The sequence below is a fragment of the Stutzerimonas nosocomialis genome (assembly GCF_005876855.1).
GTDB lineage: Bacteria > Pseudomonadota > Gammaproteobacteria > Pseudomonadales > Pseudomonadaceae > Stutzerimonas > Stutzerimonas nosocomialis.
Window position 1 is genome coordinate 14,375 of the sequence record NZ_QLAE01000001.1, and the last position, 17,173, is coordinate 31,547.

Consider the following 17,173-nt stretch of genomic DNA (forward strand, 5'->3'; position numbering starts at 1 on the left):
AAACGGGACTAAGCTGCCAAGGTGCCAGTACGGTTTCGTTGTCCGTTCGCGAGCCCGTCACCGGCCCGTTCGATCCCAGTCATTAGAAAGGCCATGACCGAATCGGCTCGCGCCACTGCCCAGGATTCGACGATCGAGGAAGATCGTCCCGTGACCCCCCACCGCAAGGTCGAACAGGGCGTCGAGCCGACGCGCCTGCTCTATCGCAGCTCGTGCATCCCGGCCGGGTTCATGGCGGTGACCGTCGCGGTCGGCGTCGTGATGCTCTGGGATCGCACGCCGGGCTACGCCCTCCAGGGCTGGCTCGGCGCCACGGGCCTGCTTGGCCTGGCCTGGCTGTACCGCTTTCTCGCCTTCGCAGGGGCCGCGCCGGGCCGGCAGGCCGGTGCGGGCTGGTACCGGTGGTTCCTCGTGGGCAATGCGCTCAATGCGCTGGCGCTGGCCTTTGCCGCCGTCGTCCTGGTGCCCGAGCATGGCTTCCTGCAGCAGGCCCTGCTCTATGGCCTGATCAGCGCGGTGGTGGTGTCGGCCAGCGTCGCCTACGCCATCAGCCTGCCGGCGTTCTTCAGCGCCTCGTTGCCATGTCTGCTGCCGGCGGGGGTACTCCTGGCCATGAGCGGCGAGACCGAGCAGCAGGGCTGGGGCGTGCTGGCGCTGATGCTGCAGGCGACCCTGGTGGTGGTCGCCTGGCAGGTGAACCGGCTCAACCTCTACAACCTCGGGCAGCGCGCGCAGAACCTGAGCCTGATCGACAGGCTCGATCAGGCGCGGCAACGCAGCGAACGGCTCAACGTCGAGCTGCAGCGCGAGGTCGAGCAGCGCGGCCGTGCCGAGGACGAGTTGCGCCAGGCCTATGACGAACTCGAACGTCGCGTGGTCGAGCGCACCGCGGAGCTTGCGAAAACCACCGACGAGCTGACCCGCAGCCAGGCACGCCTGTCGCTGGCGCTGGAAGCCAGTGGCCTGGGCCTGTGGGACTGGAACATGCGCGAAGGCACGGTCGATCACCAGCACCTGGACATCGTGTTCGGCGTCGGGCGGGACGACCAGGCGCGGCTGGCCGGGCAGCCGCGCCCCGAGATCCACCCGGACGATCGCGAGCCGATGCGCCAGACGCTCATCGCTCACCTCAAGGGCGAGAGCGAGATGTACATGGTCGAATACCGCGCGCGCCAGGCCGACGGGGACTGGCTGTGGGTGGAGGACCGTGGCCGTGCCATCGAGCGTGACGCCGGCGGGCGGGTGGTGCGGATGGTCGGCACCCGCCGCGACATCACGGCCAGCCGCCATCAGGTCGAGCAGCAGCGCCTGGCGGCGACGGTGTTCGAGGCCGCCGGCGAAGGCATGGTGATCATGGACCCGGAATACCGGATCCTGGCGATCAACCAGGCCTGCTGCGCACTGTCCGGCTATCGCCGCGAGGAGCTGATCGGGCGCAGCGTGGCGCGGCTGGCCAGTTCACAGGCGTCGCAGCGCCAGTACGCGGCGGTGCGCGGGGCGCTGGAGGCCCACGATCGCTGGCAGGGCGAGCTGGTCGAGACGCGGCGAAACGGCGAGGTCTACCCGCAGTGGGTGCAGATGCAGGTGGTGCGCAACGAGCAGGGGCGCGTCGCCTACGTGGTGGGCTTCATCTCCGACCTGAGCCTGCGGCACAAGGTGGAGGAGCGGCTGCGCTACCTGACCCTCTACGACGACCTGACGGGTCTGGCCAATCGCAGCCTGCTCAAGGAGCGCCTGAGCGAGGCCTGCCAGCGGGTGCGCCAGAACGGGCGCAACCTGGCGGTGCTGTACATCGACCTCGACCGTTTCAACCAGCTCAACGAAAGCCTCGGGCACGAGGTCGCCGACGAGCTGCTGGTCGAGGTCTCGCGGCGCCTGGCGCACAGCCTGTCGGAGGCCGACACCCTGGCGCGGCTGTCGGGGGACGAGTTCGTCGTGCTGCTCGATGCCTACGCCAGCCTGTCGAGCCTCGCCCGGCTCGGCAGCCGCCTGTTGTCGCGCATCCGCAAGCCGATCGTGGTGGGCGGCCAGGAGCTGGTGATCAGCGCCTCGATCGGCGTCAGCCTGATGCCGGAGAACGCCCGCGAAGGCAGCATGCTGCTGCGTCAGGCGAACATGGCCATGCAGCAGGCCAAGCACCTGGGCGGCAATACGCTGCAGTTCTTCACCGACCGTCTGCGCGCCTCGAGCCTGGAAAACCTGCAGTTGGAGAACGAGCTGCGCAAGGCGCTCGATGCCGGGCAGCTGGAGGTGTTCTATCAGCCGCGTCTGTGCCTGGCGAGCGACCGGCTGGAGGCGGTCGAGGCGCTGGTGCGCTGGCGCCACCCACAGCAGGGGCTGATCGGTCCTGGGCAGTTCATCGCGTTGGCCGAAGCCACCGGCCTGATCATTCCGCTGGGCGAATCCGTGCTGCGCCAGGCCTGTGCGCAGGCGCGGCGCTGGCAGCGGCAGGGGCTGGCGGAGCTGCGGGTCTCGGTGAACCTGTCGGTCAAGCAGCTGCGCCAGGGCAACCTGGTCAGCCAGGTGCGCCAGGTGCTCGACGAGACCGGCCTGCCCGCCAGGCTGCTGGAACTCGAGCTCACCGAAAGCCAGATGCTCGACGACATCGAGAACGCCATCGATACCTGCCGCCAGCTGCGCGCCATGGGCGTGAGCCTGGCGATCGACGACTTCGGCACCGGCTATTCCTCGCTCAGCTACCTCAAGCGCTTCCCGGTCGATTACGTGAAGATCGACAAGTCCTTCGTCGCCGAGCTCGAGCAGTCCGGCGAGGACGCCGCGATCATCCGCGCGATCATCGCCATGGCCCACAGCCTGGAGCTGAAGGTGGTGGCCGAGGGCGTCGAGACCCAGGGCCAGATGGACTTTCTCATGGCGCACGGGTGCGACGAGATCCAGGGCTACCTGCTGAGCGCGCCGGTGGAGGCGGCAGGCATCGTCAAGATGCTGGCCTGATTCAGCCGCGCGTGGTGGCGCCGTCGAGCTCGCGCATCAGCAGGCCGTAGCGCAGGTCCACGCCCTCGGGTACCGGCAGGTACAGCACGTGGCCGTCGCCCGGCGCCACCCCGGTACGCTCGCCGCTTGCGTTCTGCAGGTGGTCGAGGGTGAAGCCGAGGTTGCCCTGGGGCGTCATCAGTTCCAGGCGGTCGCCGACTGCGAAGCGGTTCTTGACGATCACCTCGGCCAGGTCGCCGCGGCGCTCGCCGGAGAGTTCGCCGACGAACTGCTGGCGCTCGGAGAGCGAGAAGCCGCGTTCGTAGTTCTGGTATTCGTCGTGCACGTGGCGGCGCAGGAAGCCCTCGGTGTAGCCCCGGTGGGCCAGGGATTCGAGGGTATCCATCAGCGAGCGGTCGAAGGGCCGGCCGGCGAGGGCATCGTCGATGGCCTTGCGGTAGACCTGGGCGGTGCGCGCCACGTAGTAGTGGCTCTTGGTGCGGCCCTCGATCTTAAGCGAGTGCACGCCCATCTGCACCAGGCGCTCGACGTGCTGCACGGCGCGCAGGTCCTTGGAGTTCATGATGTAGGTGCCATGCTCGTCCTCGAAGGTCTCCATCAGCTCGCCGGGGCGGCTCTGGTCTTCGAGCAGCAAGAGCCGGTCGGTCGGCGCGCCGCTGCCCAGGGTCGGTTCGATCGGCTGCACGGGGATCGGACGGTACTGCTGGACGATCGCGCCCGTCTCGTCCTCACGTCCCTCGTGGGCCTTGTACTGCCAGCGGCAGGCGTTGGTGCAGGTGCCCTGGTTGGGGTCGCGGCGGTTGAGGTAGCCCGACAGCAGGCAGCGCCCGGAGTAGGCCATGCACAGCGCGCCATGGACGAACACTTCCAGCTCCATGCCCGGCACCTGCTCGCGGATCTCGCCGATCTCCTCCAGCGACAGTTCGCGCGAGAGGATCACCCGGCTCACGCCCTGGGCCTGCCAGAACCTCACCGTCGCCCAGTTCACCGCGTTGGCCTGCACCGAGAGGTGGATGGTCATCTGCGGGAAATGCTCGCGCACCAGCATGATCAGGCCCGGGTCGGACATGATCAGCGCATCCGGGCCCATGGCGACCACCGGCTCCAGGTCCCTGAGGAAGGTCTTGAGCTTGGCGTTGTGCGGCGCGATGTTCACCACCACGTAGAACTGCTTGCCCTGGGCGTGGGCCTCGTCGATGCCCAGGCGCAGGTTGGCGTGGTCGAATTCGTTGTTGCGCACTCGCAGGCTGTAGCGCGGCTGGCCGGCGTAGACGGCATCGGCCCCGTAGGCGAAGGCGTAGCGCATGGACTTGAGGGTGCCGGCGGGGGACAGGAGTTCGGTGCGTGGGCGTGGCGACATGCTGCGGACTCAAAGGCGCGTAAAAAGTGCGGGATTGTACGTCATGGCGCTCCGCAGGCTGTATCCGGTGGAGTCGTTTCGAGGCGGTCGGGCCTGTGGGGAATTGCCGCAGGCTGTGCCGGTCTTTAATAGACGAGGGCTGCGCCGCATCGGGGACGCAGCCAGGAACGAAGCAGGAGGACGCATGCCGGATCGAGTCGTCGCCAGTGCCAACGGGTATTACGTGTTCGAGTGCCGCACCGGCTCTGCGGGCGATACGCAGGTTCACTACGAAGCGCGGCAGGGCGCCCGCTGCGTCGAGCGCTTCGAGCAGCTCGACGATGCCCGGCGGTTCGTCGAAACCGTCCATATGCGCGAAGAAGAGGACAACTACCGCGAATGACGCCGATTTCGGCGTAGTGAGGGTTCGTCAAAAGGCTTGGGACCTTGGGCGTGCCTGCCCGGTCGTGTCGGTCGTTCGCGGTCGAGACCGCTCCCACAGCGGGGCGTTCGCCGGCCATTGTAGCGCCTGCCCTCACCGTCCGAGGGAGCGGTCGGGGACGCCCGGTCTTGACCGTGGGCAGGCCCCGGGCCTTGCCAGCCCCGCCAGCGCGCGCGGCCATGCCGCCCTGCGGGTGACGGTACGGGCCGGTGCGCATCGAGCATCGGCAACGGATCACAAGCGCGCGTCCGGGTTTTCGCTACTATCGCGGCCTTTCCCCTCGATAAGGACATCGACATGCTGTCGACCCTCGTTTTCCTGGCCATCCTGGCCGTGGTGGCCTTCTACGTCATCGGTATCTACAACAGGCTGGTGAAGCTGCGTAACCGCTACCAGAACGCCTTCGCCCAGATCGAAGTGCAGCTCAAGCGCCGCTACGACCTAATTCCCAACCTGGTGGAAACCGCCAAGGCCTACATGACGCACGAGCGCGAGACCCTCGAGGCGGTGATCGCCGCGCGCAACGGGGCCGTGGCCGGACTCCAGGCGGCCGCCGCGCAACCGGGCAATGCGCAGGGCATGGCGCAGCTGGCCGGTGCCGAAAGCCTGCTGCAGAACGCCCTGGGTCGCCTGAACGTGACGCTGGAAGCGTATCCGGAGCTCAAGGCCTCGCAGAACATGCAGCAGGTCAGCGAAGAACTCAGCAGCACCGAAAACAAGCTGGCCTTCGCCCGGCAGGCTTTCAACGACGCGGTGATGGACTACAACACCTACAAGCAGAGCTTCCCGCCGGTGGTGCTGGCGCCCACCTTCGGCCACGCACAGGATGCCGGCCTGCTGGAGTTCGCCGACAGTGAAGTGATCCAGGCCGCACCCAAGGTCTCGTTCTAAATACCTTCGCGCACGGATGCCAGGATGAATTTCTTCGAACAGCAGGCGCGCGCCAAGCGCAACAGCGGCCGCCTGATCATGCTACTGGCGCTGGCGGTGACCGGCCTCATCGCCCTCGCCAGCCTGGCCCTGGGGTTCGCCCTGCGCCTGCTGGGTCACAGTGACAGCCATGCCCTGAGCCAGGGCCTCGGGATCGACTGGTGGCTGATCGGTTCGGTCAGCGTGGTGGTGATCGGCGTGGTGGTGCTGGGCAGTCTGTTCAAATCGGTGCAATTGAGCCGCGGCGGCAAGGCGGTGGCCGAGCGCCTGGGCGGGCGGCTGATCAACCTGGAGCCCCGGGGTTTCGAGGAGCGCCGGCTGCTCAACGTGGTCGAGGAAATGGCCATCGCCTCGGGCACGCCGGTGCCGCCGGTCTACGTGCTGGACGATGCGTCGATCAATGCCTTCGCTGCCGGGCTGACGCCCCAGGACGCGGTGATCGGCATCACCCGGGGCGCCATCACGCTGCTCACCCGCGAGGAGCTGCAGGGCGTGATCGCCCATGAATTCAGCCACATCTTCCATGGCGATATGCGTCTGAACACGCGGTTGGTCTCGGTGCTGCACGGCATTTTGCTGCTGGGGCTGATCGGCGAGTTCGTGCTGCGCGGCGGCGGACGTTCGAGCCGTAGCCGCAGCAACCGTGGCAATGGCGTGGCCGCCGTGCTCCTGATCGGCGGCAGCCTGATGGTGATCGGCTATGCCGGCACCTTCTTCGGCAACCTGATCAAAGCGGCGGTCAGCCGGCAGCGCGAGTTTCTCGCCGATGCGGCGGCGGTCCAGTTCACCCGCGACCCGTCGGGCATCGCCGGCGCGCTGAAGAAGATCGGCGGCCATCTCGGCGGTTCGCGGCTGCAATCGGCCAATGCCGCCGAGTTCAGCCACATGTATTTCGGCCAGGGCGTCTCGGCCGGGATTGCCGGGCTGATGGCCACCCATCCGCCGTTGCCGGAGCGGATTCGCCGTGTCGAACCCGGCTGGGATGGGCAGTTCCCCTATGTCGATCCGAGCGTCGCGGCATCACCGTTCGGGGCCGGCCCCGGGGTTGCCGGCCTCGCCGCGGGCGGGCCGGCGGCCGAGGTCTACGGCCTGGTCGATGCCGAGCGGTCCATCGCCACCATCGGCGATCCGCAGCCGGCCCATCTGCAGGCCGCCCGTGACACCCTCGATCGGCTGCCGCCGATGCTGGTCGACGCGGCGCACCGGTGCCACGGGGCCGAGGCGCTGGTCTACGGCCTGTTGATCGACGCCGACCCGGCCGTGCGGGAGCGCCAGTTCGACCTGCTGGAGACGGCACCGAGCGATGTCCGCCAGGTCATGGCCCAACTGGTGCCGGCGCTGGACCGGATCGCCGAAGGCCAGCGGCTGGCGCTGCTGGAGCTGGCCATTCCCGTACTCAAACAGCTCGAGCGCGAGGGGCTGGTCAGGCTCAAGCAGAACCTCGGCGCGCTGATCCTCGCGGATCGAAAGGTCAGCCTGATGGAGTGGAGCCTGCTGCGCATCGTCGAGCGCAACATCGCCGGCCCGCGGTGGGTCGATGGCAGGCATTCGCTCGAGGCGGTCAGGGACGAGGTGGCGGTGCTGCTCTCGGCCCTGGCGCTGGCCGGGCATGACGAGCCGGACGACGCCCGCAAGGCTTTCGACGCAGCGCAGGTGGAGCTGCCGTTCGTGCTGACGATGCGCGAAGGCGAGGCCGCCGGGCTCAAGGCGCTGGACGCGGCGCTCAAGCGCCTGGTATCGCTCAAACCGCTGCAGAAGCCGCGCCTGCTCAAGGCCATGGCGCGCTGCATCGGGCACGACGGACGCATCCGCGCCGCTGAGGCCGAGCTGATGCGGGCGGTGGCCGATAGCCTGGACTGCCCGATGCCGCCGCTGCTGGCGCCCTGAGCCCGGCGAGCCGCCGAGCGGTGGCGAACCGCGAATGCCCGCCGGCGGTCACTTGGACGTCAGTGCCCGCTGGAGTCGACCATGGCCGAGCCCCCTGCTTCCCACCCCGCGCTGCCGCGTCGATCGATGCTCGCGGCGGCGCTCATCGGGATCGGCCTGATGGCCGCGGTGGACGAGATCCTCTTCCACCAGATCCTCGCCTGGCACCATTTCTTCGATCGCTCCACGCCGGCCGTCGGGCTGCTCTCCGACGGGCTTCTGCATGCCGCCGAAGTGATCCTGCTGGTGGCCGGCTTCTTCCTTTATGCCGACCTGCAGCGCAGCGGCCAGCTGGTGCGCGGCCATGCCTGGGCGGGCCTGTTCCTGGGCATGGGCGGTTTCCAGCTGTTCGACGGGCTGGTCAACCACAAGCTGCTGCGCCTGCACCAGGTGCGCTACGTGGACCCGCTGTTGCCCTATGACCTGGCCTGGAACGGCGCGGCGTTGCTGCTGCTGGTGATCGGCCTGGTGCTGCTGCGCCGCGCGCGCCGTACGCAGGGGGCGCTGGGCTAGTGGCGCACGCCTTCGCCTGGCTGCTGCCGACGCTGCTGCTCGGCCTCTACCTGGGCGGCGTGGCGGTGAGGGTGCGCGACGGTGGCCAGTGGGGCCGTGGCCGTCTTCTCTGTTTCGTGGTCGGTTGCGCGCTGCTGGTGCTGGCCTTGTGGCCGCCGCTGATGGCCTGGGCGCATGCCGATCCGCGCGGGCACATGGTCCAGCACCTGCTGCTGGGGATGTTCGCGCCGATCGCGCTGATGCTCGGTCGGCCGCTCAGCCTGCTGCTGCGTACCCTGCCGCAGCGCCATGGGCGGCGAGCGGCGCTGCTGCTCGGCTCGCCGCCCATGGTGGCGCTGACCCATCCGGTGACGGCACTGTTGCTGGATGTCGGCGGGCTCTATCTGCTCTACCTGACACCGCTGTTCGCCGCCAGCATGGACCACGCGCTGCTGGGCGGCTGGCTGCACCTGCACGTCCTGCTCGCCGGCTACCTGTTCGCCTGGTCGATCGCCGGCCCCGATCCGGCGCCGGCCCGCCCCGGCTTCGCGCTGCGGCTGGGCGTGCTGTTCGTCGCCATCGCCGCCCACGGCATCCTCGCCAAGCTGATGTATGGCTATGGATTTCCCCGCGACACGGCGTTCGTGCCCGAGCAGCTGGAGGCGGCTGCCCGCCTGATGTACTACGGCGGCAGCCTGGCCGAACTGCTGCTGGCGGCGCTGCTGTTCGCCGGCCGGCCGGGCCGCCGCTGGCGCGCGGGGATGCTGGCGTCGCCCGGCCTGCCGCGCTGATCAGGCCGCGGCGATCACGTCGCCGTGGTTCTCCGGCTCGATCAGCGCCTGGTGCAGCGCGGCGACGGCGGCGGCGTAGTCTTCCTCGTGCACCACGCACTGCATTTCCACCTGGCGGATCGACTGGTGCACCGCCTGCACGCCGATGCCGGCCGCGGCCAGCGCGGCGACGGTGCGGGCGAGGATGCCGTTGACCTTCATGTCCGAGCCGATCGCCGAGACGATGGCCAGCTTGTGGACGCGGACCTCGGCCGCCGGGTAGCGCTCCTCGATCAGGCGCGTGGCGCGGTTGATCAGCTTGCGCGAGCCGCTGGCGTAATAGGTGATGCTGTTGGCGTCCGAATCCTTGTTCACCACGTAGAGCTTGAGCTGCTTGAGCAGGCGGCTGATCTCCAGGTCGTAGCCGACGTCGCCGAGCATCTCCTGGTCGAACACCTCGATGCCGAACACGTCGTTGCGCCCGGCGATGATCTCCACGCAAGGCCGCTCGCTCCGGTAGTCCTGGCTGATCAGGGTGCCGCCGTGCTCGGGCTCGAAGGCGTTCTTGATCCTCAGCTCCACGCCGGCCCGGCGCAGGGTGCGCGCCGCCTTGGGATGGATCGCCTCCATGCCGAGGTTCGACAGCTGGTCGGCGACGTCGTAGTTGGTCCGGCCGATGGTCACCACCCGGTCGGCGCCGACCAGGTTCGGGTCGGCGCTAGAGAGGTGGAATTCCTTGTGGATGATCGCCTCGCGTGCACCGGTGGCGGCGGCGATCTGGGCGAAGGTGATCTCGCTGTAGCCGCGGTCGTAGGTGTTCATCAGCCCTTCGCTGCAATGGGTGTAGCCGGTGGCGACGGCCAGCTCGGTGCCGAGGTCGATATCGGTAAAGCTGCTCTGGATCATCCGTTCGAAGGGCTGCGGCGCATCCAGGTGCCAGCCGGTGAGGTCCACCAGCCGCGCGCGGACGCCGCGCCCCTTGAGCGCCAGCACCGTGTTGAAGGCGCTGTGCGCCTCGCCGAGGGAGGCGAGCATCTCGCGCACCTTCATCAGGTGTTCGCCGAGCTGGAAATGGCCGTAGCTGCACAGTTGCTGCAGGCTCTGCATGCAGGCGCGCACGTCGTCGATGCGGGCATTGATGAAGGCATTGGCCGACTGGCGCTCGAACGGGCCGCCGAACAGCTCGGCGTTGCGCGCCAGCATGCGCAGGCGAACGCCTTCGAGGGCCTCGAGCCAGGCCCCTTCGCTGTGGGCGTCGGCGAAGCGCTGGTAGACGCCCGGCTCGCCGGTCTTCTTGTGCTCGAGCAGCAGGTTGGTCATGCCGGCATAGGCCGAGACCACGAACACGCGCTGATAGAGCCCGCTGCCCTGGCGCCCGCCGACGAGGATGTTGTCGAGGACTTCTTCGAAGCGGCTCATGGAGGTGCCGCCGATCTTTTCTACGGTATGCATGGTGTTCCCGTTGCTCAGGCCTTCGCTGGCGGTCTCGGCCGCTGGGCGAAGGCGCTCGATGAATGCGTACCCCCGGCAGGTCATGGCCGGACAGGCGGGGCGGGCGAGGCCCGCCGGGCCGTCAGAGGTAGCGTTGCGGCGCGATGTCGAGCGGCGCGAAGTCGTCGCGCTCGGCGACGAAGTCGGGGCGTGGACCGCGTCCGCAGAAGGGCGCCTGCACCGCGTTCTCCACGGCGTTGTAGACGTAGAACAGGTTGCTGCGCGCGCTGGGGGTGATGTTGCCGTTGGAGCCGTGCATGGTGTTGCAGTCGAAGAACACCACGCTGCCGGCCGGACCGGTGGCGGTGTCGATGCCGTAGCGGTCCGCCAGCTCGGTGAGGCTGGCGTCGTCCGGCACGCCGATCTCCTGCTTGCGCAGGGATTGCTCGTAGTGGTTCTCCGGCGTCTCGCCGACGCAGCGGATGTAGTGCCGGTGCGAGCCGGGGATGAGCATCAGCGGACCGTTGTGCGGCGCGTTGTCGGTCAGCAGGATCGAGCAGGACAGCGCGCGCATGCGCGGCATGCCGTCTTCGGTGTGCCAGGTCTCGAAATCCGAGTGCCAGTAGAACTCCTTGCCGTTGAAGCCGGGTTTGAAGTTCATCCGCGACTGGTGCACGTAGAGTTCGCCGCCGAGGATGAAGCGGGCGATGCCGGCGGTGCGCGCGTCCCGCGCGATGCGGGCGAACAGCGGGTTGTCGCTGTGGATGTCGAACACCGAACGGATCGCCCCGCTGCCCGGCTCCCGGATGGTCTTGCCGGAATCTGCGACGGCCGGGTCCTGGCGCATGCGGTCCAGCTCCTGGCGAAACAGCGCGACTTCCTCGGCGCTGAACAGGTTCGGTATCACCAGGTAGCCGTCGCGCTCGAAGCGTTCGATCTGCTCGGCCACGATCGGTGCGTTGTCCAGATCGTTGCGGTAGACCACCGGGTCCAGGCGCTCCTGCCAGCTCGGCCGGGGTTGCTGGCGCGAGGGGTAGAGGTCTGCTCGTTGCGGGTCCATGCGTGCCTCTTCGGTTGCTTGCGAAAGATGCAGCGGCCGTTGCCGGCCGCGTTGGGTTCAGGCCACGGTTTCGGCTTCCAGCGGGTAGACGCCGGAGGCGTCGTGCACTTCCTTGCCATTGAGCGGCGGGTTGAAGACGCAGGCCAGCTTCATCTCCTCGCTGCCGCCGCGCAGCAGGTGCTCGTCGTGCTTGTCGAGGACGTACAGGGTGCCGGGCTCGATGCGGTAGATCCTGCCGTCGGCGAGGGTCTCGATCTCGCCGTTGCCGCTGATGCAGTACACCGACTCCAGATGGTTCTGGTAGTGGATATGGGTCTCGGTGTTGGCGTAGATGGTGGTGATGTGGAAGGAGAACCCCATCTTGTCGTCCTTGAGCAGCATGCGGGTGCTGTCCCAGGTTTCGGTGACGATCTTGCGGCCCGAGTTTTCGCACTCGGCGAGGGTACGTACGATCATGTTCTGCTCTCCTTTCTCAAGACGCTTGGTTGGTGGCCTGCTCGCCCATCACCGCGGCGAACGCGCGGTCCAGGATGCCGAGGGCCTTGTCGATCTGCTCGTCGCTGATGACCAGCGGGCAGAGGCACTTGACCACTTCGCTGTGGGCGCCGCTGGTTTCGATCACCAGGCCGTTCTCGAAGGCGTGGCGGCAGACCGCGGCGGCGGTGTCGCCGTCCGGGCAGCCGATGCCGAGCATCATTCCGCGACCCTTCAGGTGCAGCGAGTCCGGGCCGTGGCGGCGGATGATGCGCTGCATGCCGTCGGCGATGCGCTTGCCCTTGGCGCGCACGCTCATGGCAAATCGGTCGTCCTGCCAGAAGTGCTCCAGGGCGGCGGCGGCGGTGACGAAGGCGTGGTTGTTGCCGCGGAAGGTGCCGTTGTGCTCGCCGGGGCTCCACTGGTCCAGCTCACGGCGCAGCAACAGCATGGCGAACGGCAGGCCGAAGCCCGACAGCGACTTGGACAGGGTGATCATGTCCGGCCGGATGCCCATCTCTTCGAAGCTGAAGAAGGTCCCGGTGCGGCCGCAGCCGGCCTGGATGTCATCGACGATCAGCAGCATCTCGTGCTTGCGGCAGAGCTTTTCCAGCTTGCGCACCCAGTCGGCCGAGGCGGCGTTGAGCCCGCCTTCGCCCTGGACCACCTCGACGATCACCGCCGCCGGCTTGTCGATGCCGCTCGACGGGTCGGACAGCAGCTTGTCCATCATCGCCACGGTGCTGACCTTCTCGCCGAAATAGTTGGCGTAGGGCATGCGGCTCACGTCGCTCAGCGCGACGCCGGCGGCCCCGCGGTGGTGGCCGTTGCCGGTCGCCGCCAGGGCGCCGATGCTGCAGCCGTGGAAGCCGTTGGTGAAGCTGATGACGTTGTTGCGGCCGGTGACCTTGCGCGCCAGCTTCAGCGCCGCCTCCACCGCGTTGGTGCCGGTCGGGCCGGTGAACTGCATCAGGTAGCCGTCCATCCCGCGCGGCGTGAGGATCAGCCGGTCGAAGGTTTCGAGGAAGCGCTCCTTGGCGTCGGAATACATGTCCAGGCCGTGGGTGAGGCCGTCGGCGGCGATGTAGTCGATCAGCGCCTGCTTGAGCACCGGATGGTTGTGCCCGTAGTTGAGCGTGCCGGCACCGGCGAGGAAGTCGATGTAGCGCTTGCCCTCGCGGGTCACCAGCTCGGCGCCCTGGGCCTGCTTGAACACCACCGGGAAGGAGCGGCAGTAGCTGCGGACGGACGATTCGTGCAGTTCGAAGATGTTCATGGAGTCTCCTCTCGTTGTTGTTCCGGGGGCGGCGCCTTCACCGGCGATCGGCCGCAGCGGACCTGCCCGGTAGAGGACTTCGTCCTCGTGGCGGCCGGCGAAATGCTCGGCGCGGGAAAACAGCGTGCGGGTGCTGTGCTGTACGCCCAGACGGGCGAAGGCGCGCTTGAACAGGGCCTGTGAAGGCTCGTTGTCCGGCGAGATGGTGGTCTCGAGGTAGCGCACGCCCTCGCCGGCGACCCGCTCGGTCAGCGCCAGCAGCATGCGCAGGGCCAGGCCCTGGCCGCGCATCGAGGCATCGACCGCGACCTGCCAGACGAACAGGGTGTCGGGGCGGGAAGGGGGGCGGTATCCGGAAATGAAGCCCACCAGTTCGCCCTGGGGGGTCTGCGCGGCGATGGCGGTGTCGGCGAAATCGGAACACTGCAGCAGGTTGCAGTAGACCGAATTGGTGTCCAGCGGCTGGCAGCGTGCTACCAGAGAATGAAGGTCGTGGCCGTCGCCGTCGGTAGGGCGACGGAGGGTGACGGGGACAGAAATCAAAACAGGTTCCTTGGTTCTAGTTATTGAATCCTTTTAAAGGTTAAACACATCCAAACGATGATCTCAACCCAAGGATCTGGATCGCCCGTCAATATCCGGTAGTTCATCTGCGATGAATTAACGCGGTGCGGTTAATTGATCGAGCGTTCAATATGCGCGTCGCGTTTCGATGAATTACGGCGTAGTGGGCAAGAGCAGGTTCAGTCATTGCCACGCCGAAACAGTTCAGCTTTTCGGGCCGGCGATCGCGCCGGGCCGGCCCTGCTTGCTGCGCTGCAGGCCTTGATTTTACTGGTGTTCAGCCGCTCGTCGATCCGCCGGTCGCGGTCGGTCGGCTGGCGAAGGCCTGGGCGTGAATAAGGGCGCCACAACTACCGAGATGCTGTGCCCGATAATGACGCGGGTGGGCGTTTGATTTTGTCCGTGAAATCACGCCTGAACTAAGCGTGCGCTCCGGAAGTTGATGGCCCGTTGCGCGCAGAATAAATAACGCTGTAACCGGATATTGTCGGTGGCGCGCATCGATAGTTGTCGAGGGAGAAGAATCGGCCAATGAACGGCCGGTTCGAAACAGCCTCCGAACGGGCCGCAGCCCGCATGAGCGCGGGCCGTCGGCGAAGTGGCGGCGGTGGTTTTTTCAGGCGACGGCGCCGCTCATTGCCACCAGCGAAAGCCCTTGCGCTCCAGCAGCTGGTGCGCCTGCTCGGGGCCGTCGCTGCCGGCCGGATACGGCCGTGGTTTGCGGTAATGTTCCTGCCAGCCCTTGAGGATCGGATCGACCCAATGCCAGGCCGCTTCGACTTCGTCGCGGCGCATGAAGAGCGTGGAGTCGCCTTCGATGACGTCCAGCAGCAGCCGCTCGTAGGCTTCCCAGCGGCGCGTCTGGTGAAACGCCTGGGCCAGGTTGAGGTCGAGTTCGACCGGTTCGAGCTGCATGCCCTTGCCGGGCGCCTTGGCCATCAGTTGCAGGCTGATGCTTTCCTCCGGCTGCAGGCGGATGACCAGGCGATTGACCTGGCCGTTCTGGAACAGCATGTGCGGCACCGGCTTGAAGGTCAGCACGATCTCCGAGCTTTTCTTCGCCAGCCGCTTGCCGGTACGCAGGTAGAAGGGCACGCCGGCCCAGCGCCAGTTGTCGACTTCGGCCTGTACGGCGACGAAGGTCTCCGTATCGCTGTCGTTGTCGACGTTTTTCTCGAAGTAGTAGGCCGGTACGTCGTGTCCGCCGATGCGCCCGGCGGTGTACTGGCCGCGTACCGTCTTGTCCAGCACGTCCATCCCGGTGATCGGCTTGAGCGCTTCGAGCACCTTGACCTTCTCGCCGCGCACCGACTTGGCGTCGAAGCGCCCCGGCGCCTCCATCGCTATCAGGCACAGCAGCTGCAGCAGGTGGTTCTGCAGCATGTCGCGCATCGCACCGGCCTGGTCGTAGTAACCGCCGCGATTCTCGATTCCCAGGGTTTCCGACACGCTGATCTGGACGTGCTCGATATGGCCGGCGCGCCAGATGGGTTCGAACAGGGCATTGGCGAAGCGCAGGGCCATGAGGTTCTGCACGGTTTCCTTGCCCAGGTAGTGGTCGATCCGGTAGATCCGCGACTCGGCGAACACCTGGCCGATGGCCTCGTTGATCTCCAGCGCCGAGTCCAGCGAATGGCCGATGGGCTTTTCCAGCACGATGCGCGACGCCTGTCCGGCCAGACCCGCGCTTTCCAGATGCGAGGCGATGTCGCGGAACAGCCGCGGCGCGGTGGCCAGATAGTGGACGCGGATGCGGCCGTCCTGCTGGCCGAGGTGGTGGGCCAGGCGAACGAACTCGCTGCGCTGGGTCGCGTCGAGCGGGAAGTAATCGAGGCGCTGGGCGAAATCCCGCCAGGTCTCGGACTGGAAGTCGGCCTGGGCCACCTGCGCCCGGCAATGGCGCTCGGCCAGGGCCAGATAGGCGTCGCGGTCGAGCTCCTGGCGCGCCAGCGCGAGAATGCGCACGTCGGGGTTGAGCCGCCTGTCGCGGTGCAGGTGATAGAGGGCGGGAATGAGCTTGTGCAGCGCCAGATCGCCGGTGCCGCCAAAGACGAGCATGTCACAAGATGTGGACATCGAATGCTTCCCCCGGAAGGTTGGGTGGGCGCTGGCCGGCGGCTTGTAGTATAACTACAAGCCCACTACACCCCAGCCGGCAGCCGTTGGCGCACGTTACCGCCCGTGTCGCCCCGTCTGCCAGCCGTCGAGCATAGCGAGACCGCACCGTGAATCTGCTGCAACACATCGCTCAATCGAGAAATCTGCTGCGCAAGTCGGAACTCAAGGTAGCCGATCACGTGCTGCTCGATCCGGCTGCGGTGATGCACAGCTCCATGGCCGACCTGGCCCAGACGGTCGGTGTCAGCGAGCCGACCATCGTGCGTTTCTGCCGCGCCATCGGCTGCATCGGCTTTCAGGACCTCAAGCTCAAGCTTGCACAGAGTCTGGCCGCCGGGGCCAGCTTTGGCCAGTTCGCCATCAGCGAGGACGACTCGGTCGCCGACTTCAGCATGAAGATCTTCGACACCACGCTGCACACCCTGATCGAGGTCCGCGAGAAGCTCGATCCGGTGGCGCTGGAGAAGGCCATCGGCCTGTGCTCCAAGGCGCAGCGCATCGAGTTCTACGGTTTCGGCGCCTCCGGCGCGGTGGCCGCCGATGCCCAGCACAAGTTCTTCCGCCTGCTGCTCAACGCCGCGGCCTACTCGGACCCGCACATGCAGGCGATGTCGGCCATCACCCTCAAGCCGTCGGACGTCGCCGTGTGCATCTCCCAGTCCGGGCGTTCCAAGGACCTGCTGATCACCGCCAACGTGGTGCGCGAGGCCGGTGCATCGCTGATCGCCCTGTGCCCGGGGCAGACGCCGCTGGCCGACCTGGCCACGGTGAACCTGGCCATCGACGTGCAGGAAGACACCGAGATCTACACCCCGCTGACCTCGCGCATCGCCCACCTGGTGGTGATCGACGTGCTGGCCATGGGCGTGGCGATGGCGCGCGGCCCGAGCCTGGTCAACCACCTCAAGAGCGTCAAGCGCAGCCTGCGCAGCCTTCGCCTGTCGCCCAAGACGATCAAGACCCAGGACGACTGAACGCCGCACGGCGGCTGTCATCGCAGCGTCATGGCGGCGTCCTCGCCCTGTCATTTCGAGCTTCGATGCTAGGACTCCCCTCAACCGCTTCCGGGAGTATTGGCATGCTGTCTTCGAACGATTACACCGCCACCCTCGATTCCAAGGGCCGCCGCAAGTTGCAGGACGAGCGCCGCATGCGCTATCGCCGCGCCATCGAGCATTACGCCGAGCAGCGCCGCCTGCAGGCCGAGCTGATGGACGACCTGGACGAGCTGCTTGGCGGCGCCGGTCGTCGCGTCGCCTGATTCCTCTCGGACCGTGCGGCGCCCGGTTTACGGCCCCGATGCCGGGCCTCGCCGGTTGCCCACGGCAGCGAATTTGTAAAGAAGTTCAGTCGTCGACCCCTGCGGGCGATGAAATCGGGTACAAACGCTTCTTCC

14 protein-coding genes and 1 pseudogene are annotated in these 17,173 nt (G+C 67.3%); 8 read left to right on the forward strand and 7 right to left on the reverse strand.

The features are described 5' to 3' along the window. The first annotated feature begins 93 nt into the window (after window positions 1–93). A complete protein-coding gene (locus DN824_RS00055; protein ID WP_138406343.1) occupies window positions 94–2,955 on the forward strand; it encodes a putative bifunctional diguanylate cyclase/phosphodiesterase in 2,862 nt (953 codons plus the stop codon). Between the two features lies 1 nt (window position 2,956). Here DN824_RS00055 and trhP read toward each other — a convergent pair whose 3' ends face one another. Then, a complete protein-coding gene (gene trhP / locus DN824_RS00060) occupies window positions 2,957–4,315 on the reverse strand; it encodes a prephenate-dependent tRNA uridine(34) hydroxylase TrhP (protein WP_138406344.1) in 1,359 nt (452 codons plus the stop codon). Window positions 4,316–4,499: 184 nt separating this feature from the next. Between trhP and DN824_RS00065 the strand changes: the two genes are divergently transcribed. From DN824_RS00065 to DN824_RS00085, 5 genes are all read left to right on the forward strand, one after another. Beyond that, the gene (locus tag DN824_RS00065; protein ID WP_138406345.1) at window positions 4,500–4,697 is read left to right on the forward strand and encodes a hypothetical protein; all 198 of its coding nucleotides are present in this window, start codon (window positions 4,500–4,502) and stop codon (window positions 4,695–4,697) included. 336 nt (window positions 4,698–5,033) lie between these two features. Continuing rightward, on the forward strand, window positions 5,034–5,627 hold the full coding sequence (locus DN824_RS00070) for a LemA family protein (RefSeq protein WP_138406346.1): 594 nt from the start codon (window positions 5,034–5,036) through the stop codon (window positions 5,625–5,627). Window positions 5,628–5,651: 24 nt separating this feature from the next. Next, window positions 5,652–7,553 carry a M48 family metallopeptidase gene (locus DN824_RS00075; RefSeq protein ID WP_138406347.1) on the forward strand — a complete coding sequence of 634 codons (1,902 nt, stop codon included), beginning with the start codon at window positions 5,652–5,654 and terminating at the stop codon, window positions 7,551–7,553. A gap of 81 nt (window positions 7,554–7,634) precedes the next feature. Then, on the forward strand, window positions 7,635–8,105 hold the full coding sequence (locus DN824_RS00080; RefSeq protein ID WP_138406348.1) for a DUF2243 domain-containing protein: 471 nt from the start codon (window positions 7,635–7,637) through the stop codon (window positions 8,103–8,105). Continuing rightward, complete coding sequence (locus tag DN824_RS00085) at window positions 8,105–8,875, forward strand: cytochrome c oxidase assembly protein (protein WP_138406349.1); 771 nt, start codon at window positions 8,105–8,107, stop codon at window positions 8,873–8,875. Before DN824_RS00080 ends, DN824_RS00085 begins: the two co-directional genes overlap by 1 nt. Here the strand turns inward: DN824_RS00085 and DN824_RS00090 are convergent, their stop codons facing one another. The 6 genes and pseudogenes from DN824_RS00090 to zwf all read right to left on the reverse strand — a co-directional run bounded on the left by DN824_RS00090 (window position 8,876) and on the right by zwf (window position 15,735). Next, window positions 8,876–10,306: an aspartate kinase gene (locus DN824_RS00090; RefSeq protein ID WP_138406350.1), complete on the reverse strand. Its 1,431-nt coding sequence runs from the start codon at window positions 10,304–10,306 to the stop codon at window positions 8,876–8,878. 121 nt (window positions 10,307–10,427) lie between these two features. Next, window positions 10,428–11,345, reverse strand: a complete 918-nt coding sequence (gene thpD, locus DN824_RS00095; RefSeq protein ID WP_138406351.1) for an ectoine hydroxylase — start codon at window positions 11,343–11,345, stop codon at window positions 10,428–10,430. 57 nt (window positions 11,346–11,402) lie between these two features. Next, window positions 11,403–11,801 (reverse strand): ectoine synthase, encoded by a 399-nt coding sequence (locus DN824_RS00100; protein ID WP_138406352.1) that lies wholly within the window; start codon window positions 11,799–11,801, stop codon window positions 11,403–11,405. 16 nt (window positions 11,802–11,817) lie between these two features. Continuing rightward, window positions 11,818–13,095 (reverse strand): diaminobutyrate--2-oxoglutarate transaminase, encoded by a 1,278-nt coding sequence (gene ectB / locus DN824_RS00105; RefSeq protein WP_206666151.1) that lies wholly within the window; start codon window positions 13,093–13,095, stop codon window positions 11,818–11,820. 66 nt (window positions 13,096–13,161) lie between these two features. Further along, a pseudogene (ectA, locus tag DN824_RS22630) lies at window positions 13,162–13,638 on the reverse strand (diaminobutyrate acetyltransferase); the annotation flags it as partial. Between the two features lie 654 nt (window positions 13,639–14,292). Continuing rightward, a complete protein-coding gene (zwf, locus tag DN824_RS00110; protein ID WP_138406353.1) occupies window positions 14,293–15,735 on the reverse strand; it encodes a glucose-6-phosphate dehydrogenase in 1,443 nt (480 codons plus the stop codon). Window positions 15,736–15,884: 149 nt separating this feature from the next. On the opposite strand from zwf, the gene hexR reads away from it, so the two are divergent. Both hexR and DN824_RS00120 read left to right on the forward strand, forming a co-directional pair. Then, the gene (gene hexR / locus DN824_RS00115; protein WP_138406354.1) at window positions 15,885–16,751 is read left to right on the forward strand and encodes a transcriptional regulator HexR; all 867 of its coding nucleotides are present in this window, start codon (window positions 15,885–15,887) and stop codon (window positions 16,749–16,751) included. A gap of 104 nt (window positions 16,752–16,855) precedes the next feature. Further along, window positions 16,856–17,038, forward strand: a complete 183-nt coding sequence (locus tag DN824_RS00120) for a PA3496 family putative envelope integrity protein (protein ID WP_138406355.1) — start codon at window positions 16,856–16,858, stop codon at window positions 17,036–17,038. Window positions 17,039–17,173 lie beyond the last annotated feature (135 nt).

Coding starts and splice junctions, on each gene's coding strand:
- DN824_RS00055 (WP_138406343.1), top strand. CDS start 94: ATGACCGAATCGGCTCGCGCCACTGCCCAGGATTCGACGATCGAGGAA.
- trhP (WP_138406344.1), bottom strand. CDS start 4,315: ATGTCGCCACGCCCACGCACCGAACTCCTGTCCCCCGCCGGCACCCTC.
- DN824_RS00065 (WP_138406345.1), top strand. CDS start 4,500: ATGCCGGATCGAGTCGTCGCCAGTGCCAACGGGTATTACGTGTTCGAG.
- DN824_RS00070 (WP_138406346.1), top strand. CDS start 5,034: ATGCTGTCGACCCTCGTTTTCCTGGCCATCCTGGCCGTGGTGGCCTTC.
- DN824_RS00075 (WP_138406347.1), top strand. CDS start 5,652: ATGAATTTCTTCGAACAGCAGGCGCGCGCCAAGCGCAACAGCGGCCGC.
- DN824_RS00080 (WP_138406348.1), top strand. CDS start 7,635: ATGGCCGAGCCCCCTGCTTCCCACCCCGCGCTGCCGCGTCGATCGATG.
- DN824_RS00090 (WP_138406350.1), bottom strand. CDS start 10,306: ATGCATACCGTAGAAAAGATCGGCGGCACCTCCATGAGCCGCTTCGAA.
- thpD (WP_138406351.1), bottom strand. CDS start 11,345: ATGGACCCGCAACGAGCAGACCTCTACCCCTCGCGCCAGCAACCCCGG.
- DN824_RS00100 (WP_138406352.1), bottom strand. CDS start 11,801: ATGATCGTACGTACCCTCGCCGAGTGCGAAAACTCGGGCCGCAAGATC.
- ectB (WP_206666151.1), bottom strand. CDS start 13,095: ATGAACATCTTCGAACTGCACGAATCGTCCGTCCGCAGCTACTGCCGC.
- zwf (WP_138406353.1), bottom strand. CDS start 15,735: ATGTCCACATCTTGTGACATGCTCGTCTTTGGCGGCACCGGCGATCTG.
- DN824_RS00120 (WP_138406355.1), top strand. CDS start 16,856: ATGCTGTCTTCGAACGATTACACCGCCACCCTCGATTCCAAGGGCCGC.